This is a genomic window from Paenibacillus sp. S29 (assembly GCF_049319765.1).
Lineage (GTDB): Bacteria > Bacillota > Bacilli > Paenibacillales > Paenibacillaceae > Paenibacillus > Paenibacillus polymyxa_B.
Genome location: NZ_JBMOUI010000002.1, coordinates 478,714 through 500,897, shown reverse-complemented (window position 1 = coordinate 500,897; position 22,184 = coordinate 478,714). Strand labels below are relative to the sequence as shown.

Genomic DNA, 22,184 nt, shown 5'->3' with positions numbered 1-22,184 from the left:
TACAACCAGTGTCGACCACAACGAAAGTTAAATAAGCTGCCTCCGAAAGAGTATCGGAAGCAGCTTATAGCCTAGGGTCTTTTTTTAGTGTCTATAAAATGGGGTCTTGACCAGTGAAGGCCAAGGGCTGAAATTCCTTGATACACAAGGGATATTAACGTTTCGAGACTGTGGTGCACGACGAGCGGCTTTGAGACCGTATTTTTTAGGGTCAATGATACGCTCCCTCTTTAAATTGTCCCCAATTATATTTATCACACTTCAAATAAAACGCCTCCCATACCTATTTTTTTCATTCTACCACCTTATCTAGAGTGGGAAAAGATGTAATTATATATACGAATGCAACAATCCATGAATTACAATTTTAAACTTTTTTCAGATCCCCTTTAAAGTTAATGAAGTAAGTAACGATGTAGCAATATATATCCGATCTTTTCCATCCATTTATTTTAAATATAAGAAACAAACCACTCCAGAAATAAAATACATTCAAGACATGAGTGCAGCCTCCTGATGTGTTATAGGCAAATTATATTCCGAGTACAAAAAATAAGCTCCATATCATTGGAGGTTTAATACAGCGCGTATTTCCATACGAGAAAATGTAATGATCTTTGGGTCACCATTCCAGCCCTCTATGATTACAATATAGAGCGTATATCGCTCTTGTTGTCCCCCTCTTCCAAAGCCAGCAGACGCGCCTTTATGTCCACTACACTGCTACCTGTTTTCAACTCCAGTTCCTTCATGTTGGGCCCACGTCATTGCTCAGTAGAATAACTGTAGAGTATTGATAGTAGCGTTTTGATATCGGGTAACAAAGCGCTCAACTTCTTTGTTACCTGTCGTTTTCCGTATACTATACAGACCAGAACAATGAACGATAAAAGAGGATACAACTATTGCGCAACAATAGCGGATTAGACGGTTGCCAAAGCGACACTGAACTTTTGCAGAAGTTTACAATGGTGTACGTGAAGCCATGAAAAGAATATGGGGGCGATATTCCTGAGCCAGTAGGATAAGACAAGAACTAGCAGTAAACTTAATGTGTGTATTCCTAAAAGCCTGTGTCGTCCAATGTCAAAAAGGGCTGCCGCAAATGTTTCCTTGAACCAGCATTGTCTTTAAAAACTTGAGCAAATGAGAAATTTACAATAAAATCCAGAGTTCACACTCCGTTAGCCCAGCCTAAACAGACGTATCCCAGCTAGTACCAGCCTCAAACAGCAGGTCATTCACCAGATTGGTGCCAAGATGCCAAAGGCTGAGGATAGCTGCCACTTCCGTAAAACAGTTTCCAATTAAGCGTACAATCGCAGCACGTTAGATACATTTAAACTAATCAGGAAATTATCCAAGTAGGGGGAAATAACCATGGCATTTGAAGGTTATAGAGAAGACAAACGAGGACATTGGTTTGACTGGCCATTCCCCTTGTCGGTATCAATACTGTATGTAGATGCGGATGTAGACGTAGATGTAGATGAAACAGAAACGAAATGGTACCTCATTGTCGAAGAAGAAAAACATTTGATCCGAATTAGAGATGAAAAGCAAATTGAGCTGCTTCATCACTGCATGTATGGAATCTTGTTAAATGACGAGAAGATCAACTGGATTATTGATAAAAATGGCGGTAGATTTACCTATCACGACAGTGTGCAAGATTTCATCAAATTCCAGAAAGAATACCTGGATATATTCTAAAAGCCGTGAACAGTTAAAGGCTCTGCCGACCATCAGGTTAGCAGAGCTTTTTCTTTAAAATCCTCCAATGGTAACGTTAGGCTGAATACTATGGTGGTGGTTAAAGGCTTGGTCCGGCATAGTAACAATAAACAAAAAGCTAGCCGCGATGACTAAAAGTACCATTTTTTTGAACATTGTTTTACCACACCCTTTCAATAAAATTGAAATACTCAGCTTTAGTTTCAGGAACTGCATGGGCTTGAAAACGAACAAACAACCCCATACAGTTTATAAAGTAAGTTTCATTATTTATTATATGTGACTTTACCATTGCATTCATCAAATATTTAAAGCCATCAATGTACTTCCCTCGGTGTAAATAATAAAAACCTAACTCGTAACCAAACCACGCGATATAATCCGGTATCACTTGTCGGGTATACATATCATCTGATGATGGTTGTTGTGAAAAAGTCGCAATTAGCGTTTCAAATCGTTTGAGTATATCGTCTACATCTATGCTAAACTGGTTTGCTGCGATTATAACATTCAGCAGTTTTGAAAGCTTTTCATTCTCGTTAGCGGCTGATGTTGTAGCAATATATTCAACATAATCGTTCAGCAGGCTTATTTCTCCTAACAACAGCTTATATACGTAAGTATTGGTCGTACTCCAGTAAGCCGCTCAACTTCCGCCAGAAATGTCCTGGCTACGGCTGTAAGCGCCGCTTTGCTTAATCCGGACTTGTTGGACTCATAATCCATTACTGGTGGCAGATCGAAAGACGCGATGCCTCCGGCTGAATTAATGGCGCTCACAAAGTTTGCAGCTGCCTTTCTGGCATCCTCTGGCGTTATGGCTGAGTCATCTACATAGTGGTAAGCTCCAACCAGGACTCCTACAGCTCGCGCAGCCTGCGCATTACCTATGAATGTCTTGTCCCGGTATGACTTCCCTTGACTGGCTTTGATGAAGGCAAACGATAAACCGTCTTCCTTCACTGCCTTCCAATCAATCTTTCCTTGATAACGGGATACGTCAATCCCTTGAGCATTACGGCTGTTTCGTTGTTGCATCCTCTTTCTCTCCTTCCTGGTTACCACTTTTACTTTTTAGAACTTCCACTGCCTGCCGGATCACTGGTGGAATTGGTGCTCCAAGCCTGCCGCCGTTCTCAAGAATCGAAAACAGCTCATTTGCCATGTAAAAATAGGCGACCGCATCCCGGCAAAGGTGCGAATCGCCTAAGACTCCATCAATTAGATGGGATACTGCTACCATTGCAAAGATAAATACCTTTCGAGCGATACCGATAAGACCAATCTTGCTTTTTAAACCTGGTCCGGTTCCCTTCTTACCTTCTGCGCCAGCAGCAAATAATCCGGTCACATAATCAATAATGACCAGCGCAAGTAACACCCCCAATACTCCCGACACCCACCGTAAAAATACGTCACAGCGCTACTACCTAAAGCTGCGCTGAACTTAAAAATCTCCCACTTATCCAACCTTCTTTCCCCCGTCTCTCCGTTCAGGAAACTTTTCCTGAGCTATCATTGTCTGTTTTCTGATCTTCTTGCGCCTATATCTCTGCTAATGCATCTCCTATTGCTATATCCAAACCTTTAAGTATTTCTTTCCGGCGCGCTGGTTGCGAAGCAATCACAGTAGAAATGACCTCAGTCAATTCTTCAATTGGCCTTGTTAGATCCAGTTGTATATCCAATGTAGATTTTATTTTTGCCACGGGTTTCATCACCTCCCTCAGACACAAAAAAAGACACCTTTAGTTTGCAGATTCCTTTAATTGCTCTTTATTACAAATTTTCACAAGCCATTTACGACCTAACTGTGTAAATCTACGGTGATAGATCACTTTTCCGTTATCAAGAACTTCTTGTTTGATTTCAACATAGCCGCAATCCGCAAATCTGCTATACAACAACCATGTGTCATTCTGCCTGAATTGAATCTTTCGATTGCCTAAATCATGGTTAAGAGCAATTGCTGACTTAAATCCGAGTTCTTTGGCAATATCTGTGGGAGTATAGGTTTTGTTAACATGCATTAGGATTGCATTTGTTCTTTCCGCCTGTACTCTGGCAGCACGTTCTTCCTTGAGCTTAGTCAGCAGTTCAATTCCAAAGTCAGGATTATTGAGGATATTATCAATCACAGTATCCGTAGCATATATTCCATGCTTCCTGATCGACGGCAGTATTTCATCAGCTACCTTGGCCTGAAATGCCTCGGCTACTTCGTTTCTTGCCTTCATTGCCAGTCGATAAAAGATGTTTTCGGGAATAAAAGTATCTTTCGACACTTCTGTCGAAAACTTCAAATCCGATAAATACTGCCTCACTCCTATTTGACATACTCTGTACTTTTGGATTTGTCTGTAAATCCTAATCCTCGAGCCACATCCTCCAAATTCAATTGCGGCGTGCCGTTTCCATCAATAAATCCTCTTACTCCGTGAATTGTAAGTATATCCATTACGATCTCACCTTTCTTTGTACGCAAAATAAGCCCCTGAGTTATCAGAGGCTTTTATACTTATATCTTAAATTGGTTTTGTTACTATAACGCTGCGGATTTTAGAGAAGTATTGTTCGTGGAAATAGAGCATTAGACTGAATATACGTCATTAGGCTAAAAGGCCTCTAAAAAGACTTATAAATGAGAAATGTGACAATTATGTCATTCTGAATAGAATATTGTTATGTTGATCGATGGGAATATGTAAATGTCCCCCTTATACTGGGAATTGTTATTTTTGAAGGGGGATAGCCACTGATGACTGATGTAATCAAAGCAATAATACTTGGCATAATAGAGGGCTTAACTGAATTTTTACCGGTATCGTCTACTGGACATCTTATTTTAGCAGGCAATTTGCTTAGCTTTGATGGTGACGCTGCAATAACTTTTAAAATTGTTATACAGTTAGGTGCAGTGATGGCAGTTCTAATTCTTTATTGGAAAAGATATTTGGAGATTGGGGCTAATCTGATTAGAATGGATTTTTCCCAAAGTAAAGGATTAAATGTAATTCATATGATTTTGGCTATGTTACCAGCATTAATCGTATATCTTCTCTTCAAGGACACAATAAAAAGCCAATTATTCGGCCCAACTCCCGTCTTGATCGGTTTAGTTGCCGGTGGCTTGTTGATGATTATCGCAGCACGGAGTAGGAGAACTAAAACCACTGATACGATTGATGGGATTAATTATAAACAGGCTTTCGGGATTGGCCTATTCCAATGTTTGGCTTTGTGGCCGGGATTTTCGAGATCGGGTTCGACGATTTCAGGTGGCCTTTTACTTGGCACTAGCCAAAAAGCCGCCGCAGACTTTACGTTCCTTATTTCCGTACCTGTTATGTTTGGTGCAAGCTTGTTGGATTTGTACGATAGTCGCGAGTTGCTAAATTCTGACGATATCTTTCTAATGTTAATTGGCTTTACGACATCCTTTCTTGTGGCGATGATTGCAGTAGTGACGTTCATCAAACTAATTAAGCGACTCGGATTGGAATGGTTTGCCCTATACCGTTTTGTCTTAGCAGCTCTCTTCTATTTAATCGTCATACAGTAACCAGTTTATTATTAAAGAAATATCTCCACTATCATTCACACATTGTTGAGCAGGCGCATATGTCTTCTCTTTGGGTATTAGCGCTAATTTGACTATTTTTAAAATTGAGTTGTTTATCATTTTAAAGCATTATAAGATGGTTTCAGACATCGATGTACTTTAAAAAGAAAGAGAAGAAAATATGAAGGCTGAAATTGAAAAAATACCGTCTTGTAGAATTGCATACATGAGACAGATTGGTCCTTATGGAATTGCAAATTCACAACTAATGGAGAGATTTAAAGGTTGGGTTAAATCGAATGAATTATTCAATAATACGTCTATTATCCTCGGTATTGCTCAAGATAATCCTACATTTGTAAAACCGGAAAATTGTCGCTATGATGTGTGTTTGGTTGTTCCAGATGATTACTGTGTTAATGCAGATGAAGTAAGTCTGAGCAACATTAGTGGAGGAAGATACGCGGTTTTTAAGATAAATCATACAGCAGAAGCTGTTCAAAAGGCTTGGTCTGAAATGTTCCTGGAGTTGGAAAATCAAAGGTTCAACTTAGATGAAACCAGACCCATTTTGGAGCGATATACAGTTGAACTTATTAATAATCATTATTGCGAAATTTGCGTTCCGATTCAATAGACCTATTAAGATAAAGGTTGTTTCTATTATTGAAAACAGTCTAATACCATTCCCTTATATAAGAGTAAAAGCCCTCTGTTTAAGAGGGCTTTTCAGAGTGTCGAGAAAGTCCAGAGGACTTTTCGACACTTCTATTTTTATATGGGGAGACGCATCTTTTAAAACAAAAATCGATTTAAAACGATCTGAGGACCCTAGTTTTTAGACCACTAAGACAGTTTTAAACCCCCTGCAAAAAACAGGGGGTTTCTCAACAGCCTGAAAAGCCCTCTGTTTAAGAGGGCTTTTGTGTATACAGTATATAATTTTTGTTTGCTACTAGATTACTACATATTTATTTAGTAGCTAATGCTGCTTTAAGTTGTTCTAGCTCTTTTTTATGCTCTAATAAACTGTCTTTGGATTCTTGTAATTCCTTTTTTGTCTTAGTGGCGCTTTTTTCAATGCGCTCAATAAGTCTTTGATCGTCGCCTGCCGCACCTATTTTTCTATCGATGTCAGTCAATGACTTTTCATATTTTTTAATATTATTATTAAGTATTTCGATCAATTCTTCCACTGTTCCAATGTGCTTTACAATTAGTTCCTTGGACCAATTGGTATATGGGTTATCTTTCAAAGCTATTGCTTGTGACTGCTCTTTAACAACCACATTAGAAGAAGGAGTTCCTGTTGCAATTTCAATAGTTCTCCCCTTCACCGCTAAGTTCGCCCCCAAAGATTCTGAGATCGAGTGCAAAGGTACATACGCTGTACCATCGACGGCAATAGCGTTTTCAGACAATGTTGTTCCATATACTCTCACATTGTATTCCCCTGCAACAGTCTTCCCAACTAGTGATTTCACTTGATCTGCCGCAGCTCCACCAGAAGTAGCTAGCAGTACTCCAAGTAAAGCACCTATAAACATATACATCTTTTTATTCATCTAATGCCTCCGCTAATGGTCTATTCGTTCTCATATTACCATTGGAAGATATTGTCGTAAACATTTATGTTGAACATGAACTGCTACTCCCACCTACAGGACTTCTACGACCCAAGAGCATTAAGCTACCACCCGAACCTCTTCGACCTAAAGAAATGGTCTCTTGTCCTGTTAAGGCATAAGCCACAGGTCCGAATGAATCAACCTTAATTCTTCGACCTGTCTTACCTGTAAGATGATTTCAACTGCCAGACAAAACTATTAGGCCCTGGTGGAGGTATATATCCCGGAGAAAATTGTAATTTCTAATCAAGCCGAGGTAGTTAGGAACTTTGTTGAAACCACTTATTATAGTTACAAGAAGAAAATTATTCTACGTTACGATTAAATCTTTCCATAGAGGACTTTGCGTATTGAGCAAAATGAATCTGTTCATTTATAAGCACATACATGTATGCCAGTAAGATCAATGAAAAAAGTAAAATCAATCCGCTTATATGGAAACCACATACGGATAAAATAGCGAGTGCTGGCAGCAGTGATATCAATAAAAAAACTCCGATTCGTTTCATCATATTATTTCCTTTTCTCATGTCATTTTCGCAATCTGAGATATACATATATTAGGCTTGCACTGGCCCCCAATTGGCTCCTTTCATTCGTACAAAAGTAAAAACCTCTCCAAGTGTGATATGTTCCTCTCATAGTAGACAGAAAAGAGCAAGCCATCTAATCTGTCTATTATGGAGGGGATTTTTCTATGGGAGAAAGTTGATCTGTACCTCAAAAAGGGAATCGGATATAAAAACGTGGCACGAGAAATGGAGATTGACGCTTCGCTGGTTCGCCGATGGGCGAGACACTTCAAAGCCGAGGGAATGAAAGATCTAGAGGAAAACGAGACATAGCAAAAGGGCCTGGCATCGGCAGACCTCGAACACGACCCCCGAAGATCCGGAGGTCAAGCTGAAACGCCTCGAAGCAGAAAATGAAATGCTAAAAAAGCTCTTGCAGATGTCAAAGGAGGAATGAAGGCTGTACCCAAGAGTAAAAAGTTTGCGGTGATCCAAGAATTGCTTAGTAAGGGACATAGCTTCGTACTACTATGTAAACTGGACCGAGTGTCCAAAAGTGGTTTTTATAAGTGGATAACATGGAAGATGTTGTTTCACCCAAACAGCGGGAAGATGAAGCTATGAAGCTAAAAATCATGGCATGTGACGAGGAACTGAAGGGAATACACGGTTACCGCAGGATAAAGGTTTAATTGAATCAAATCTACAGCATACATATGAATCATAAGCGCGTACGGAGACTTATGGGTGAACTGGGGATCAAGGCGATCATTCGTAGGAAAAGACCCTACTATGCCAAGAAAGAACCCTAGGTCATTTCTGGCAATCATCTGAACTGGGAGTTTAAGGCTGACCTGCCGAATAAGAAGTGGGTAATAGACATCATTTACCTCATGTTCAATGGACAGAGACTCTACCCTTCCGCGATTCAGGATCTTTTTAACAACGTAATTGTTGCCTAACAGATCAGCCGCAGAAACGATTTGAGCCTGGTGTTAGATACGGTGAAAAAGGCAAGGAAGCGACAGGATGCTCGAGGTGTTCTACTGTATAGCGACCAAGGATTTCAATATACCTCTCGCCAATATACCAACCTGCTCAAGCGAGACGGAATACAGGCCGACATGTCCCGAAAAAGAAACTGCAGGGACAAGGCATGTATAGAGAACTTCTTCAGTCATTTTAAAACCGAGTGTTTCTATCTCCACTCCTTCCATTAGCTCAACAGGTGGAGCATGCCGTTCAAAAGTATATTCATTTCTACAACCAGGAACGCTTTCAAGAGAAACTAAACAACCTGACTCCTTCTCAGGCTGCTTAATTATTGCTTTTTGATAGCTGTTTTCTTGACAGGGGTCACTTCATGTTTGCGGATGCTTCTCAATTTACTTTGCGAAGAAACCAAGATCAGATAGCGACTTGACCTTCTTCGGCTTTTTATTTTCCACCTTACCACCGTGGAGAATGATTTCGAATTCCCGGTTTCTGTTCTTGGTCTTCATGAGCGCTCTAATCTTTGGAATGGTCATATTAGTCCATTCTGAATCAGAAATACCATTACTCACGCATAGAGCCAAAGTTCTATCCAGTTTATTTTCCGATCATCCTCAGGAACCTCTTGGTCTTCTTCGTCGAAGGTTCATAAACTTCATCAGGTGGAAACAACTCCTTATAGAAATCGTTCTAAGAGGCCGTCCAACTGCTTAATCCCCTCTTCGTCTACTTTCTCATATTCTTCCTCTGTCAATCCTTCACCAACACAAAATTAAAGCCTTCCTTATGAAATGCCTCAACTTTAGGCCAATCGACCTCGACCCGTTCTTCTGTAGCTTCCCATTTTTCGCGACTAATCAAAAAGAAAATTTATATTGATTGCAGCTCATGAGTTGTCGTACCTGACATATCAAAGCAATAGTTCCGATTTGTCACAACAAAAAAGAAGGTGGGAAAAGTTTCCCGACCTTCTTAGCATTCATATTTCTATGTCTGAATAATATCATCTTTTTTACAAAGTTATCCATTTCAACTTTGAAGATAGGCTTTGGAGTAGTGGTAGTGTTTAATGGATCTTATTACTGCCACTACGTTCTCTTGCCATGCTACACAATCTCCTCATAAATGCGTCTGCTTACTATGGTGTAATTAGACAAACTGACGATGGAAATCGTACAGTCTTTTCTAAGGCGGCTACATATAATGTTCCATATATCATTAAGAATGGCTTAAACAGTCAACTTTAATATAGTAAGAGTGGTATTGGTAAAGTTATGAAGTTGGGCTGGGGTTGCATTTGCATTTACCAATTGAATAGTTGTAGGAACGACCCCTACAGTAATAATGACTTCTGCCGAAATTGGTCCGCCACCGTTACCCGTGAAGGGAACAGGGGTAACAGGGATTCCATTTACGGTAAGGTTAAAGTTAGCATCACCTTGGTTATGAATTGTAAAATCTATTAGATAGCTCCCCGTTTCGTTGATTGTTATCGTTGTAGATGGAGGAGTGAAAGTAAATGCACCACCAACATTAGCTAAAACTCCTGTAAAGGTAATTGGTGAGTTACCCGGAACTGTGTCAGTTCCCGTACCAGGATCTGCTCGGAAAACACTTAAGAAGTCTGTTATCCCGGCGCCTGCAGGCCCTGCTGCCCCCGTTGCTCCTGCTGGTCCTACCGCCCCCGCTGGACCTGCTGGACCTACCGCTCCTGCCGGCCCCACTGGTCCTGCTGGCCCTACTGCTCCTGCTGGTCCTGTTGGTCCGAGAATTCCTTGAAAACCTTGTAGCCCTTGCTGGCCTTGAGCGCCTGGAACTCCCTGTGGACCCGGCAGTCCCTGAGGTCCTTGAGGTCCTTGAGGTCCTTGAGGTCCTTGAGGTCCTTGAGGTCCTCGGATCCCTTTAACAATAACTTTCGGTAACACTTTGACTTTTTTAACTACACATCTTCTAAATTTTCTCCGATGCATATTCTTCTGCCAACAATAATGTCGAAACATAATTAATGGTCACCTCCAAAGTCTAGTCAAAGTAGCATATTGTGCAATTAACCAAAAAGATTGGGCTGTTGACTTCATCTCGGGAAAATAGGCATAGGTCTGACCCCATCGTGTTAGCATTATTACAGCTCATCCTTCTGAAGCTTAATATCCAGTTCAATCAACCGGTCCAAATCCTACACTGTCAGTATTTTTATATTTCCAGCTTGCAAATCCTTTACCCAAAAAGGGAGATGAGATAATGACTAGATTGTTAGATGCTCGAACATCACAAAACGCAAGTTACGGTAATACAATCTCTATTCCCTTGCCAGCCAATACACCCGTTGCCATTGCTGAGCTTGGCTTAGATGTAACGGGCGCAGGGGAAAACATGCGTGTACAATTATCCGGGATAGCTGAGCTTGCATTTCCTACCCCTCCACCATTTGACTCCGTTATTTCTTTTTCCATTGTTAGAGGAAATTTCGATTCGCTTGTTGCTTACGCCCTTTACTCTGTAAGCGTCTCCGAAGCAAACCCAAACGCTGTACAGGTCGTCACCATAAATGCTTCCGATTACAATATCCCTCTACCACCTTCAAATGAATTGGTGTATACCTTATATCTATTTTGCACAGCAGATGCTACCCGAATAGGAATAGAAAGTTTTAATGCTGTTGCCTACTCAGATTAAAATTGAACCATCACATGGAGGGCAAAGCCCTCTTATTTTTCTTCTATCTGTCCTTGAGAGACGATACTTTCCATCTGTCGTTCTTTTTTGGTATAGTTTACTTAAAGGGGTTGATCAAATGGGATTCATGCTTATTTTTATTGCGATTATTTTTTCTCACTTGGTATTTTAAGTAAACGAAATCCCACTTGGGGATGGCGTGCAAACGAAGCCTGGAAGATCAAAGGGGACTCTGAACCAAGTGATGCTTACATTGATGACATGAAATTTAGAGGCTCTGTTTCGATACTCTTTGGGTTCTTCTTTTTAACATGTGGACTTTTAGTTATATTCCTGTAAATTCTACTATCTGTTTTCAATCCTCAAAATGCCCTTATCCAAAAGACACTTACTGTTTAGCTAAAGCTCCTAAAATATCATTTAGCATATTTTCAAAAACAGAAATCTGTCTCTTATCCATAGCTTCCAGCAATCGAACTTCCTTAATTTCAAAGACCGGCCTGCCGTTGTAATAAGTAGTATAGATCATTTTCTCCCATTGTATTTACTCATCTAACCAGTCACCCTATAAGGAAGAACAATTTAGAAACTCAACTCGTCACTCTGGAGAGCGACTTAGAGGAACTAGTATACCCGAGTGTAGTCACTTCGTTTTCAAAGACTTTCAAGACATCCAACACATATTTTGCATTCAGCGTTAGTTTAAAAATTTCCCCCTTGAAAGCGATTGCCGTTATGCTTTCTGTTCGGGCAAACGCATATATAACATCATGCGCTATTGCTACTTGAAGCTAGGGCTACAATGAAGTATGTACAGGAGAGACTTGGACATAGTAGCATCCAAATAACAGCCAACCTTTATGCACACATCTCCAAAAAATAGAGATGAATAGCATGGAGAACTATGAGTCTGTTACTGAAAATTTATTCTGATAATAAAATTTTTGGGGGCAATTAGGGGGCAATTATAAATAAACTTAATAAATTTTTTTACCTACCACAAACAAAAAAATCCCTCAACGCTTAGAGCGCCAAGGGATTTCCCATTTTAGTATAGAGTCAGATATTGATCGCGTTCCCATTGATGAACCTGTGTTCTGTACATATCCCATTCAATTTCCTTAAGCTCATAGAAGTAGGCCAGAGCATGGTCGCCCAGTGCGTCAGAGATAACTTCGCTCCGAATAAGCTCAGACAAAGCTTCTTTCAAGTCTGCTGGCAGACTTGGAATGCCTTCTTCAATCCGCTCTTCCTCAGACATCACGTAAATGTTACGATCAATCGGAGCTGGCAGAGCTAACTGACGTTTGATACCATCCAAACCTGCTCTCAGCATCACTGCCAAGGCCAAATAAGGATTCGCTGCTGGGTCAGGGTTACGAACTTCGACGCGTGTGCTCAGACCACGAGACGCGGGAATCCGAATCATTGGACTGCGATTGCTTGCAGACCAAGCCACATAACAAGGCGCTTCATAACCTGGTACGAGACGTTTGTAGGAATTTACCGTTGGATTCGTGATCGCTGCCATTGCACGTGCATGTTTAAGAATACCAGCCATATAGTGGCGGGCCGTCTGGCTTAATCCGAGTTCGTCCGTTTCATCATAAAATACGTTTTCATTGTCCTTAAACAACGATTGATTGCAGTGCATACCGGAGCCATTTACACCAAACAAAGGTTTTGGCATAAAGGTAGCATGCAAACCATGCTGACGAGCAATCGTCTTAACAACGAGCTTGAACGTTTGAATCTGGTCGGCAGCTTTAATCGCATCTGCATATTTAAAGTCAATTTCATGCTGACCAGGTGCAACTTCATGATGAGATGCTTCAATTTCGAAGCCCATCTCTTCAAGCTTAAGTACAATTTCACGACGGCAGTTTTCACCCAGATCCATCGGAGCCAGGTCAAAATACCCGCCTTGGTCATTCAGTTCTGTAGTTGGCTCGCCTTTTTCATCCGTTTTGAACAAGAAGAATTCAGGCTCTGGTCCGACATTCATCGAAGTGTATCCCAACTCTTCTGCTTCCTTAAGTACACGTTTCAAGATGCCTCGCGGGTCACCTGCAAACGGAACTCCATCCGGCTTGTAAATATCGCAGATCAAACGAGCTACACGATCCGAGGTTACCCAAGGGAATACCACCCAAGTGTCCAAATCAGGATATAAATACATATCAGATTCTTCAATACGCACATAACCTTCTATGGAAGAACCGTCAAACATCATTTTATTATCTAATGCCTTTTCCAGTTGACTAACCGGAATTTCAACGTTCTTAATAGTGCCCAGCAAATCTGTAAATTGCAAACGAATAAAACGTACATTTTCTTCTTTCGCAATCCGAAGGATATCTTCTCTGCTATAACTCACTCTAACCTCTCCCTTTCTGTAACGACTATATACGAATCAGTTGTTCTATAAATTACTTAAATGATGAGACCTGGTTTTAAAGTAAGGCGACCTTATACCAAGAGGTAAGTCCAAGCATTATCTCTTATTGAAGAACCGTGATAATTCGCCTTGGATTAGGGACACCTGTCCTGGTCTTTTGCCTGCAACAAGTTGTTGTTTCAGTAAGCGGTGAAGCTGAGTATCGGACATTTCACGGCGTTTGACTTCTGTGTCTGCAGTAATAACCGTAGCTTCCTCCGATTCCTTGGTAACCGGATTCATGACTTGTTTAATTCCCGCAATGTTAACACCCTTCTCGATCAACGCCTTAATTTCAAGCAGACGCTCTACGTCATTAAAAGAAAAAAGACGTTGGTTTCCCGATGTACGGGCAGGAACTATCAAGTTATGCTGTTCATAATAACGAATCTGACGTGCTGACAAGTCCGTTAGCTTCATGACAATACCTATTGGAAATAAGGCCATATTTCTGCGAATTTCGTCGCCCATTTGTCATCAACCTTCCAGTGATCTATTATTCACCTTATTGTACATTTAGCTGATGCAAAGTGTCAATGACATGTTAGAAAAACTCACAATAATTTACGTTCTTTCATCGTTTGCAGAGCCATAAGCACTCCAAATTTAACATGAGAGTAGGTTAAGCCCCCTTGCATGTAACCAATATAAGGCTCACGAATCGGAGCATCTGCGGATAGTTCCAAACTTCCCCCTTGTATGAACGTACCTGCTGCCATGATAACTGGATGCTCATAACCCGGCATATCCCACGGCTCCGGCACCACATGGCTATCCACGGCAGCCGCACGCTGAATACCCTGTACAAAAGCAATTAGATGTTCTGGTCCGCTAAAAGAAATAGCCTGAATCAAATCCGTACGCTCTTCATGCCAGGCAGGTTTGGTCTCAAATCCCATCTCCTCAAAGACCGCAGCTGCGAATACACTCCCTTTAACCGCTTGCCCAACCAGTGTTGGAGCAAGGAATAGTCCCTGAAATATGCCTCGTGTAGTACCTAACATGGCACCTACTTCTCCACCGATTCCAGGTGCAGTTAATCGGTAGGATGCCAGTTCTACATACTTTTGTTTGCCGCAGATATATCCACCCGTTTCTGCAATGCCACCACCGGGATTTTTAATCAACGAACCTGCCATCAAATCGACACCGACCTGAGTAGGTTCCAACTTCTCGGTAAATTCACCGTAGCAATTGTCAACAAAGACAATGACGTCAGGTTTTATTTCCTTCACACGTGCTGTCATTTCTTCAATATCTGCTACACTAAACGAAGCTCTCCAATCATAACCGCGTGAACGCTGAATACCGATTACTTTTGTATTGGCATGGATAGCAGCCTCCACCGCTTCCCAGTCCACTTTACCTTCCGCTGTCAGTGCGGTTTCTCCATAAGTAACGCCAAAATCTTGCAATGATCCTGTCCCGTCGCCGGGCTTACCAATCACTTTGTGCAGGGTATCATAAGGCCTCCCGGTAATGTATAACAGTTCATCCCCTGGACGCAGCACACCAAATAAAGCAGTGGCAATTGTATGAGTACCCGAGGCAAAATGCGGACGCACCAACGCTGCCTCCGCACCGAACACATCCGCATAGACTTCTTCCAGCACCTCACGTCCCCGGTCATTGTAAGCATATCCCGTAGAACCCGCAAAATGAAAATCGCTCACTTGCTTCCGCTGGAATGCCTGAATTACCTTCCACTGATTTGAATCTACAATATGATCTATGTGCTGTATACGTTCTTGTATTTTATGTTCTGCCGTTTCCTGAATTTGCTGAATTTCTGGACTAAAAACTACCATTTACCTTCTTGACCCTCTCTCTTACGCAGCCTTAGGCTATTCATGTTATATTATTGTTCACTTTGAACAATGAGCATTATCATTTTATTGACCCAAAAGCATCATTAGATGTTAACCTTCTGTGAACTCGCTGAGTGCATGACCATACTTTTCGTACTCGCCTCTTTGAATTTCAACCTCATAAATGACATCATTTCCATCATACTCTGTCAGCAGTACATCTCCGATTCGATAAAGCACCGAGGTTAAATCCCCTCGTTCCGCAGGAATGCGGAATCTCAGCGTATCACCGCTCAAATGCTCTTGAATCAGTTCACGAATGCGCAGCAAATCGCCTTCATCAAAAGCGCTAATTTTCAAATAGCCCTCCCCAGAAGGAAGCATTTCCAGTTGCTCAGGGGTACAGGCATCTTTTTTGTTAAATAATACGATCTGAGGCTTGTCCGCAGCCCCTAGCTGTTGTAAGATCGTCTCTACAACTTTCATCTGTTCGTCTCGCATATCCGAAGACGCGTCTACGACATGCAAAATGAGATGAGCCTCATTCGCCTCCTCCAAAGTAGCCCGGAAGGAAGCAACCAAATCATGAGGGAGATTTTGGATAAAACCGACCGTATCCGTAAGAATAACTTCTTTTCCACTCGGTAGCTCCATTGTTCTGGAGGTAGGATCCAGCGTCGCAAACAGTTGATTCTCAATATATACATCGGCTGCTGTTAGTTGCTTCAATAGCGTCGATTTGCCCGCATTGGTATAGCCAACAAGTGCCACCTGAACAATGCCGCTCTTTTGTCTGCGCTCCCTGTGCAAATACCGGTGGCGGGTCACTTCCTCCAGTTGGCGTTTCAGATCACTGATTCGATCACGAATATGACGGCGGTCTGTCTCCAGCTTGCTTTCACCAGGACCACGTGTTCCGATTCCACCACCGAGACGCGAGAGATTTTTGCCATGTCCAGACAAACGTGGAAGTAAATATGACAACTGCGCCAGTTCAACCTGAATAATACCTTCCCGTGTTTTTGCACGTTGTGCAAAAATGTCCAGAATCAATTGTGTCCGGTCAATAATTTTGAGATCCAGACTTTCTTCCAGATTCCGTACTTGGGCCCCCGAGAGCTCCTGATCAAAAATAGCTGTATTCGCTCCCAATTCTTCAGCAACTGCGCGCAATTCCTCTACTTTTCCTTTGCCAATAAACCATTTTGAATCCTTAGCTTCCTTATTCTGTGTCAGGACGCTCAATACTTCAACTCCCGCTGTCTCAGCCAGTTTCACCAGCTCATCCAACGAGTATTCCGTATTGATGCCAGATCGTTTAACTTCATCCGTAATTAGACTAACCAGTACCGCCTTGTCCTGCATTTCGGTTTGTGTATCATGAGTGGAGTTCGCCATATTGTTTGCTCCTTTATTTTCATGTCAACTCTCGAACAGAGACCGACCTGATGTTCAGGCCGGCCCCCGCTCGATGTCATACCATTCGATGTGATTCAGATTCCTATTATCGCCTATCTTTTGTCCATTTTCAAATCCTCTGGACGCAGCGTCATCAATTCCTGTTTGCCAGGTTGCCCGCTCCGGTACTGATTGAGCAACCTGACAGCTTGGTGCCGAATCGCTTTTTCAATCACGTTACGAACATATCGTGCATTACTAAATGCATGAAGACTGTCATTACGCTCGTTTAGCAAATGCTCCTTCATTTTAATTATGGACTGAGGCATGAGAATATAATCCCGCTCCTTGGCCATCATCTCGGAAATTTGGATAAGCTGATCCACAGTATAATCAGGAAAATCCAACTGGATTGGAAAGCGAGAAGGAAGACCAGGATTTGTTCGTAGAAAAAAGTCCATTTCCCCCGAGTATCCAGCGAGAATCAAAATAAATTGATTTTTTTGGTCTTCCATGGACTTTACCAAGGTATCAATCGCTTCTTTTCCAAAATCCTTTTCCCCTCCGCGTGCCAAACTGTAAGCCTCATCAATGAACAACACGCCGCCAAGAGATTTCTTTACCAGATCTCGCGTTTTTTGTGCCGTATGGCCAATATACTCACCGACCAGATCAGCCCTCTCTACCTCAATCAGATGACCTTTGCTCAGTACACCCATTTTTTGCAGCATTTTAGCGATAATGCGGGCTACTGTCGTTTTGCCTGTACCTGGATTTCCTTTGAAAATCATGTGATATACGTGTGCATTGCTCAATAATCCCGCATCCGTGCGCATATGGGCGATTTGCAAAAAGGCATATACCTCAAATACCAGGTCTTTGATGTTATCCAAGCCGACGAGATGATCGAGTTCTTTCTGAATTTCCTGATAAAGACTGAGATACTGCGGTAGCGCCTGTGACTTGGTTGAAGCCACTGCTTCCGTCTCGTCCACAGTCACCGAAGCTATCGGCTCCGGGCTACGCAGCACGACATTAATTTGTCTGGAAGGTCTCTCCTCCGACCGCTTGCCCGCGGCGATTCCCCGTCCGTTCATGCATCCATCACCTCAACATTTCTTCAGGCACAGCTTACCCTATTAATGTATTCGGTCTGGCATGTCCTTATTAGCATAAAAGCAACGGGAACGTGCACAAAGCCTTTTCTTTAATTCAGGCAACCCAAGTTTGAGCGCTGATCCACCACCGTTGCAGCGTCCATTTAGCGTATGCCAATACTTCTCTTGATTGATGAATTGGCATATTCAGCACTTTGGATTCCGTCAGAGCCATCTGAGGATGATCAAATTTCAAGAATTGAGCAATCTCCATCGCTCGAGGGCCATGATAGCTATGTGTGATGATCACGGTGGAGGTCCATCCATATTCATTCATGATGCGCTGGCTATAGAGCAGATTTTCGTAAGTACTGGTCGCATGGTTTTCCAACACAATATGCTGTACAGGGACCCCCCTATCTACTAAATAGCGTTGCATGCCCTCAGCCTCCGTATACGGAAAATCTGGTTTATCCAGTCCCCCACTTACAATTAGACGCTGTACCGTCCCGTTGCGGTATAAGCGCAATGCTTCTTCCAGCCTTTCCTTCAATCCAGGACTGGGCACAGCCCCCCACATAGAAGCACCTAGTACGATTCCAATTTGCACTTGCTTGAGCGGAGTGGTAGAGGCGGCTGTATTCATGTCCCACACTCGGATACCTGCCCATACCAATCCGACCAAAATGAAAATCATCAAACAAAGTACAAGACGCTTGGATACCATAGATATCTTCTTAAGGCGACTCTGCCCGCTTTTCAACTCAGGGCGTTTGGGCCTAGTGTCTTTAATCCACTGCAAAACTTTCACCGTTCTCTCTCGAAATCACCGTTGTGAAACCATTCTGCCCGGTGTTTCAGCGACATTTTAAAATAGGGGAACACGTGGGCATCTATCTGATGTAACACATCAGCCGCTGTACGGTTAGCCAATTCTGCCTCTTGCGTTGAGATATGCCCCCGTTGTAACGCCTCCTCCAATTCATCCTCATCCACTAGGAAGATTTCACCGTTTTTAAGCACCACAACATCCAAATACAAATCGTCAAACCATGGGACTCCTTGATCGGTCACACCCTGATTTCGGCAGGTATCAATGTACCATTCAACGATTTGCTCCCGGTTGTCAAACATAGCAGTCACCACATAGTGCTCACCTTTTGGATAATATTGTAGCCAGGAATATCCTTTATCGGCTATGCAAAACGTATGACCACCGTAACTTTTCCATAACGGCTCCTTGAGACTCAAAATTGTATACAGGGTCACATATCCTGTAAACGCGTCACTTTCTACATACCGGCAAGCAAACTTGCGATTGGTGATTCTGCGCCAGTTGGCCCGGTCTCCGAATTTGCGCTTCATAAATGATGTTCCTCTCCAACATTGGTAAAACCAGCTTACCATATTTAAACTGTACACTCAAAAAGAACCCCTTTACCAAAGTAAAAAAAGGTATTCTCAGACCGTGAAACGGTCCGAAAATACCTTTGATTTGAAGCAAATTCAACTTACATAAAGCATTACTTGCTAATCCCGATTGTGACGTCCACGATTGGAATTCGAATGACCGTTGGAATTGCCTTCCTGAGTTCCATCCGTTGTGACTTCAGTCGTAGATGCATCCGTATTTTCTGGATTTACCATAGTATCTTCATCAGAAATACCTGCATCCGGTGTAGTAGTCTGACCATTTCCCTGATTTGTATCGTTTCCATTGCCGGAATTGCTATTATTGTTACCTGTGCCTCCAGCACCATTCCCACTAGTATCTCCAGGAGATGCCGGAACCTGACCTGAGCCATTATTGTTGTCGATACCGCCAGGAGCTGTATTTCCCTGATCTGTACCGTTTTGTCCGTCTGTAGCCCCGCCATTATCCGGTAAGGTTCCATTCTCGTTTGGATCAGTCCCTTGTTGTGGATCAACCGGAGTAGTCTCTGCCGGAATTTCCACACGGATCGTATTAGAAGCCTCGGATTCTTTACCATCCGCTCCATAAGCCACTACATAATATTCATACGTGTTTCCAGCTATAGGAGACGTATCTTCACCACTCGTGCCCTTCATGGCCTCCATGATTGTTGCAAAGCCTGCATCAGAAGTCCCTTTGCGATACACACGGTATTGTACATTATCCCCCGTCGCCGCAGTCCAGGACAACGATACAATTTGGGTCTCCTGACTATAAGACCCGCTCAGCCCGCTTGGAGCGGTAGCCTGAATCGGTTCTTCTGGCTTCTGCTCAACTGGTGGTTCATATCCCTTCGGCTCGCTGAATTGCGTAACCGGGTGTCCCTTGAGAGCTTCACCCATGACTCTTCCGAAAAAGGCTGCCGACTGCCCACTGTAGTTTCTGAGCATATGTTTGCTGTCCGGCTTATCATAACCCATCCATACTGCTCCGGTATATTCTGGCGTATAACCGACAAACCAGATGTCCCGGTTACCACTGTTACCGCTAATTCCACTTTGGGTCGTACCCGTTTTACCAGCTACAGGCCAGTCAATACGTGCTTTGCGACCTGTGCCGCTATTGACTACATTTTGCATCATTTGTGTCATTTCATAAGCCGTTTTTTCACTCATTACAGATTTAGTATCCTCTTCATGAGTATAAACAACTTGATCATCACTATTGTTAATTTGCTTAATAGAATAAGCTTTTTGGAATTGTCCTTTATTGGCAAAAGCGCTGTACGCCTGCGCCATTTCAAGGGTATTCGTTCCTTTGCTTAATCCACCCAATGCGATAGCAAGTGAGTGATCATTTTTGTCCATCGGAATGCCTACGCTCTCGGCAAATTGAACCCCTTTTTCCACACCGATTTGGTTCAGCAACCATACAGGCGGAATATTTTCAGACTTCGTAATGGCATCGAGCATGCTGATGGTTGATGAGTAACCATGCAAGTTTTTCGGACTGTATCCGTTAAAACTCTGGCGTTCGTTACTCAAAGGGGTATCCATCGTAAATTTACCGGATTCAAGAGCTGGCGCATAGGCTACAATCGGCTTGAAAGCCGATCCAGGCTGTCTGCGGCTCTGTGTCGCACGATTGAAGGTTCCCTTTTTATAATCTCGTCCGGGTGCCATCGCGGCAATTCCACCTGTTTGGTTGTTAATAATGACCATCGAGGCTTGAACAGGCTGATCGTCAGGACTTTTTTCGAACATGTCATCATCTGCCATCGCCTGATCCAGCGCATTTTGGGCCTGGGCATCCATTGTCGTATGAATCTTATAACCACCAATAATCAAATCATTGCCGCTAACTCCTGGCAGTGCATCCTCTGCCTCATCCATGACGTATTCCATAAAATTTTGATACTTTTGAACTTTTTCTGGTTGTTTGTAATCGTAATTTACAGCCTTGGCCTCTTCCATCTCTTGCTTTCCAATCATCCCCTGCTCAAACATCAGCTGGAGAACCACCGCACGTCGTGCCTTCGAGTTTTCCGGGTTACTGATTGGATTATACTTGGATGGCCCTTTCGGAATAGCTGCCAGTGTAGCGACCTGCCACAACTTTAAGTCATTTAAATTTGTCACTCCAAAATAGCCTTCCGACGCTGCCTTAATTCCAGAATACGAGCGTCCAAACCAAATCCGGTTCAGATATAGTGTAATGATGTCTTCTTTAGTCAAATTCCGCTCCAGCGCCATTGCGATGGATACCTCGGTCGCTTTACGGAAAAAGGTTTTGTCACGTGTCAAAAACAAGTTTTTGGCTAGCTGCTGAGTTAGTGTGCTGCCGCCCTCCACTGCCGAACGAGCCACGATATCCTTTACGGCCGCCCGACCGATAGACCAAATATCAACACCCTGATGCTCATAAAACCGTTTATCCTCTGTTGCCACAAAAGCTTTTTTCAGCAGATCTGGTATTTCTTCACTTTTAACAGGATCGCTTTTTTGCACAGACAACTCACCCATGAGCACACCGTTGCGGTCATAAACCTTCGATGTCTCGTTCACTGTAATTTTGTCTTTGTTGGCTTTGTAAATTTTTTCGCCATTAACCATGACAAATAAATATCCACCAAGTGCACAGAATATGGCTAAGGCCGCTGTAATAAATAGCGTCCACCCCACTCGCTTACCTGTTATTTTCTTTTTCTTGCCCTTCGGCTTCTCTTTAGATGTGTTTCTATTGCGATTGCCGGATCTGGACAATGAATCGTTTGGCATTCCCCTGACTCCCTTTCGCGAATAATCATATGATACCTAACATAAGCCTAAAGCTTGCTGTCGGTAGCATGAAAGTAAACGGAATGAAAAGAACAACCCTGATCAGGTTGCTCCCGGTCACATTCCTATACAGTTAGACGAGACGGAC

Annotated in this window: 26 protein-coding genes and 1 pseudogene; 10 read left to right on the top strand and 17 right to left on the bottom strand. The window is 42.6% G+C overall.

Features of this window, described 5'->3' with window-relative positions; all coding sequences use genetic code 11:
• The first annotated feature begins 1,380 nt into the window (after positions 1-1,380).
• Positions 1,381-1,713, top strand: a complete 333-nt coding sequence (locus ACL9RM_RS05365; RefSeq protein WP_235309660.1) for a hypothetical protein — start codon at positions 1,381-1,383, stop codon at positions 1,711-1,713.
• Positions 1,714-1,894: 181 nt separating this feature from the next.
• Here ACL9RM_RS05365 and ACL9RM_RS05360 read toward each other — a convergent pair.
• The 6 genes and pseudogenes from ACL9RM_RS05360 to ACL9RM_RS05335 form a co-directional block, all read right to left on the bottom strand.
• Positions 1,895-2,371, bottom strand: a pseudogene (locus ACL9RM_RS05360) (transcriptional regulator); the annotation flags it as partial.
• Positions 2,332-2,772 (bottom strand): glycoside hydrolase family 25 protein, encoded by a 441-nt coding sequence (locus ACL9RM_RS05355; RefSeq protein WP_250268656.1) that lies wholly within the window; start codon positions 2,770-2,772, stop codon positions 2,332-2,334. The pseudogene ACL9RM_RS05360 and the gene ACL9RM_RS05355, both read right to left, overlap by 40 nt.
• The gene (locus ACL9RM_RS05350; RefSeq protein WP_250268657.1) at positions 2,750-3,115 is read right to left on the bottom strand and encodes a phage holin family protein; all 366 of its coding nucleotides are present in this window, start codon (positions 3,113-3,115) and stop codon (positions 2,750-2,752) included. Before ACL9RM_RS05350 ends, ACL9RM_RS05355 begins: the two co-directional genes overlap by 23 nt.
• A 163-nt stretch (positions 3,116-3,278) precedes the next feature.
• Positions 3,279-3,443, bottom strand: coding sequence for a hypothetical protein (locus tag ACL9RM_RS05345; RefSeq protein WP_250268658.1), 165 nt, complete (start codon positions 3,441-3,443; stop codon positions 3,279-3,281).
• Positions 3,444-3,482: 39 nt separating this feature from the next.
• Positions 3,483-4,037: a phage antirepressor KilAC domain-containing protein gene (locus tag ACL9RM_RS05340; protein ID WP_250268659.1), complete on the bottom strand. Its 555-nt coding sequence runs from the start codon at positions 4,035-4,037 to the stop codon at positions 3,483-3,485.
• Positions 4,038-4,060: 23 nt separating this feature from the next.
• Entirely contained in the window at positions 4,061-4,192 is a 132-nt protein-coding gene (locus ACL9RM_RS05335) for a hypothetical protein (RefSeq protein ID WP_274597336.1), read from the bottom strand.
• A gap of 300 nt (positions 4,193-4,492) precedes the next feature.
• Between ACL9RM_RS05335 and ACL9RM_RS05330 the strand changes: the two genes are divergently transcribed.
• Together ACL9RM_RS05330 and ACL9RM_RS05325 are read left to right on the top strand one after the other, a co-directional pair.
• Positions 4,493-5,296, top strand: a complete 804-nt coding sequence (locus ACL9RM_RS05330; RefSeq protein WP_137063695.1) for an undecaprenyl-diphosphate phosphatase — start codon at positions 4,493-4,495, stop codon at positions 5,294-5,296.
• A 181-nt stretch (positions 5,297-5,477) separates the two neighbouring features.
• Positions 5,478-5,933 (top strand): AraC family transcriptional regulator, encoded by a 456-nt coding sequence (locus ACL9RM_RS05325; protein ID WP_250268660.1) that lies wholly within the window; start codon positions 5,478-5,480, stop codon positions 5,931-5,933.
• A gap of 334 nt (positions 5,934-6,267) precedes the next feature.
• Here ACL9RM_RS05325 and ACL9RM_RS05320 read toward each other — a convergent pair whose 3' ends face one another.
• The gene (locus ACL9RM_RS05320; protein WP_250268661.1) at positions 6,268-6,861 is read right to left on the bottom strand and encodes a hypothetical protein; all 594 of its coding nucleotides are present in this window, start codon (positions 6,859-6,861) and stop codon (positions 6,268-6,270) included.
• 743 nt (positions 6,862-7,604) lie between these two features.
• Here ACL9RM_RS05320 and ACL9RM_RS05315 point away from each other — a divergent pair.
• From ACL9RM_RS05315 to ACL9RM_RS05295, 5 genes are all read left to right on the top strand, one after another.
• The gene (locus ACL9RM_RS05315) at positions 7,605-7,769 is read left to right on the top strand and encodes a hypothetical protein (protein WP_250268662.1); all 165 of its coding nucleotides are present in this window, start codon (positions 7,605-7,607) and stop codon (positions 7,767-7,769) included.
• Between the two features lie 236 nt (positions 7,770-8,005).
• Positions 8,006-8,128 (top strand): hypothetical protein, encoded by a 123-nt coding sequence (locus tag ACL9RM_RS05310; RefSeq protein ID WP_302055263.1) that lies wholly within the window; start codon positions 8,006-8,008, stop codon positions 8,126-8,128.
• Positions 8,129-8,248 carry an IS3 family transposase gene (locus ACL9RM_RS05305; protein WP_414126215.1) on the top strand — a complete coding sequence of 40 codons (120 nt, stop codon included), beginning with the start codon at positions 8,129-8,131 and terminating at the stop codon, positions 8,246-8,248. It abuts the gene before it with no gap.
• A 180-nt stretch (positions 8,249-8,428) separates the two neighbouring features.
• Positions 8,429-8,656, top strand: coding sequence for a hypothetical protein (locus ACL9RM_RS05300; protein WP_422759357.1), 228 nt, complete (start codon positions 8,429-8,431; stop codon positions 8,654-8,656).
• Positions 8,629-8,757 carry an IS3 family transposase gene (locus ACL9RM_RS05295; protein ID WP_414126214.1) on the top strand — a complete coding sequence of 43 codons (129 nt, stop codon included), beginning with the start codon at positions 8,629-8,631 and terminating at the stop codon, positions 8,755-8,757. The genes ACL9RM_RS05300 and ACL9RM_RS05295 overlap by 28 nt, the downstream gene beginning before the upstream one ends.
• A gap of 901 nt (positions 8,758-9,658) precedes the next feature.
• On the opposite strand, the gene ACL9RM_RS05290 is transcribed toward ACL9RM_RS05295, so the two are convergent.
• Positions 9,659-10,354 carry a BclA C-terminal domain-containing protein gene (locus tag ACL9RM_RS05290; RefSeq protein WP_416381822.1) on the bottom strand — a complete coding sequence of 232 codons (696 nt, stop codon included), beginning with the start codon at positions 10,352-10,354 and terminating at the stop codon, positions 9,659-9,661.
• A gap of 316 nt (positions 10,355-10,670) precedes the next feature.
• Between ACL9RM_RS05290 and ACL9RM_RS05285 the strand changes: the two genes are divergently transcribed.
• On the top strand, positions 10,671-11,105 hold the full coding sequence (locus ACL9RM_RS05285; RefSeq protein WP_061832033.1) for a hypothetical protein: 435 nt from the start codon (positions 10,671-10,673) through the stop codon (positions 11,103-11,105).
• A 123-nt stretch (positions 11,106-11,228) separates the two neighbouring features.
• Entirely contained in the window at positions 11,229-11,444 is a 216-nt protein-coding gene (locus ACL9RM_RS05280) for a DUF6199 family natural product biosynthesis protein (protein ID WP_414126217.1), read from the top strand.
• A 49-nt stretch (positions 11,445-11,493) separates the two neighbouring features.
• Here the strand turns inward: ACL9RM_RS05280 and ACL9RM_RS05275 are convergent, their stop codons facing one another.
• The 9 genes from ACL9RM_RS05275 to ACL9RM_RS05235 form a co-directional block, all read right to left on the bottom strand.
• Positions 11,494-11,634 carry a hypothetical protein gene (locus ACL9RM_RS05275; protein ID WP_250268665.1) on the bottom strand — a complete coding sequence of 47 codons (141 nt, stop codon included), beginning with the start codon at positions 11,632-11,634 and terminating at the stop codon, positions 11,494-11,496.
• 519 nt (positions 11,635-12,153) lie between these two features.
• Positions 12,154-13,482, bottom strand: a complete 1,329-nt coding sequence (gene glnA, locus ACL9RM_RS05270) for a type I glutamate--ammonia ligase (RefSeq protein WP_013310575.1) — start codon at positions 13,480-13,482, stop codon at positions 12,154-12,156.
• A 117-nt stretch (positions 13,483-13,599) separates the two neighbouring features.
• Positions 13,600-14,013, bottom strand: a complete 414-nt coding sequence (locus ACL9RM_RS05265) for a MerR family transcriptional regulator (protein WP_007430683.1) — start codon at positions 14,011-14,013, stop codon at positions 13,600-13,602.
• 83 nt (positions 14,014-14,096) lie between these two features.
• Positions 14,097-15,350 (bottom strand): aminotransferase class I/II-fold pyridoxal phosphate-dependent enzyme, encoded by a 1,254-nt coding sequence (locus ACL9RM_RS05260; protein WP_013310576.1) that lies wholly within the window; start codon positions 15,348-15,350, stop codon positions 14,097-14,099.
• A gap of 111 nt (positions 15,351-15,461) precedes the next feature.
• On the bottom strand, positions 15,462-16,748 hold the full coding sequence (hflX, locus tag ACL9RM_RS05255) for a GTPase HflX (protein ID WP_013310577.1): 1,287 nt from the start codon (positions 16,746-16,748) through the stop codon (positions 15,462-15,464).
• 113 nt (positions 16,749-16,861) lie between these two features.
• Complete coding sequence (locus ACL9RM_RS05250; protein WP_025718768.1) at positions 16,862-17,845, bottom strand: AAA family ATPase; 984 nt, start codon at positions 17,843-17,845, stop codon at positions 16,862-16,864.
• A gap of 115 nt (positions 17,846-17,960) precedes the next feature.
• A complete protein-coding gene (locus ACL9RM_RS05245; protein ID WP_069289752.1) occupies positions 17,961-18,656 on the bottom strand; it encodes a YdcF family protein in 696 nt (231 codons plus the stop codon).
• Positions 18,653-19,210 (bottom strand): DUF402 domain-containing protein, encoded by a 558-nt coding sequence (locus tag ACL9RM_RS05240; protein ID WP_250268667.1) that lies wholly within the window; start codon positions 19,208-19,210, stop codon positions 18,653-18,655. Before ACL9RM_RS05240 ends, ACL9RM_RS05245 begins: the two co-directional genes overlap by 4 nt.
• A gap of 165 nt (positions 19,211-19,375) precedes the next feature.
• Positions 19,376-22,036, bottom strand: a complete 2,661-nt coding sequence (locus ACL9RM_RS05235; RefSeq protein WP_250268668.1) for a PBP1A family penicillin-binding protein — start codon at positions 22,034-22,036, stop codon at positions 19,376-19,378.
• Positions 22,037-22,184: the final 148 nt, after the last annotated feature.

Excerpts from the sequence above, each read along its gene's own strand:
- ACL9RM_RS05330 (WP_137063695.1), top strand. The coding sequence starts at position 4,493 with ATGACTGATGTAATCAAAGCAATAATACTTGGCATAATAGAGGGCTTA.
- ACL9RM_RS05240 (WP_250268667.1), bottom strand. The coding sequence starts at position 19,210 with ATGAAGCGCAAATTCGGAGACCGGGCCAACTGGCGCAGAATCACCAAT.
- ACL9RM_RS05320 (WP_250268661.1), bottom strand. The coding sequence starts at position 6,861 with ATGAATAAAAAGATGTATATGTTTATAGGTGCTTTACTTGGAGTACTG.
- ACL9RM_RS05275 (WP_250268665.1), bottom strand. The coding sequence starts at position 11,634 with ATGATCTATACTACTTATTACAACGGCAGGCCGGTCTTTGAAATTAAG.
- ACL9RM_RS05250 (WP_025718768.1), bottom strand. The coding sequence starts at position 17,845 with ATGAACGGACGGGGAATCGCCGCGGGCAAGCGGTCGGAGGAGAGACCT.
- ACL9RM_RS05260 (WP_013310576.1), bottom strand. The coding sequence starts at position 15,350 with ATGGTAGTTTTTAGTCCAGAAATTCAGCAAATTCAGGAAACGGCAGAA.
- ACL9RM_RS05355 (WP_250268656.1), bottom strand. The coding sequence starts at position 2,772 with ATGCAACAACGAAACAGCCGTAATGCTCAAGGGATTGACGTATCCCGT.
- ACL9RM_RS05235 (WP_250268668.1), bottom strand. The coding sequence starts at position 22,036 with ATGCCAAACGATTCATTGTCCAGATCCGGCAATCGCAATAGAAACACA.
- hflX (WP_013310577.1), bottom strand. The coding sequence starts at position 16,748 with ATGGCGAACTCCACTCATGATACACAAACCGAAATGCAGGACAAGGCG.
- ACL9RM_RS05265 (WP_007430683.1), bottom strand. The coding sequence starts at position 14,013 with ATGGGCGACGAAATTCGCAGAAATATGGCCTTATTTCCAATAGGTATT.
- ACL9RM_RS05335 (WP_274597336.1), bottom strand. The coding sequence starts at position 4,192 with ATGGATATACTTACAATTCACGGAGTAAGAGGATTTATTGATGGAAAC.
- ACL9RM_RS05315 (WP_250268662.1), top strand. The coding sequence starts at position 7,605 with ATGGAGGGGATTTTTCTATGGGAGAAAGTTGATCTGTACCTCAAAAAG.
- ACL9RM_RS05325 (WP_250268660.1), top strand. The coding sequence starts at position 5,478 with ATGAAGGCTGAAATTGAAAAAATACCGTCTTGTAGAATTGCATACATG.
- ACL9RM_RS05365 (WP_235309660.1), top strand. The coding sequence starts at position 1,381 with ATGGCATTTGAAGGTTATAGAGAAGACAAACGAGGACATTGGTTTGAC.
- ACL9RM_RS05285 (WP_061832033.1), top strand. The coding sequence starts at position 10,671 with ATGACTAGATTGTTAGATGCTCGAACATCACAAAACGCAAGTTACGGT.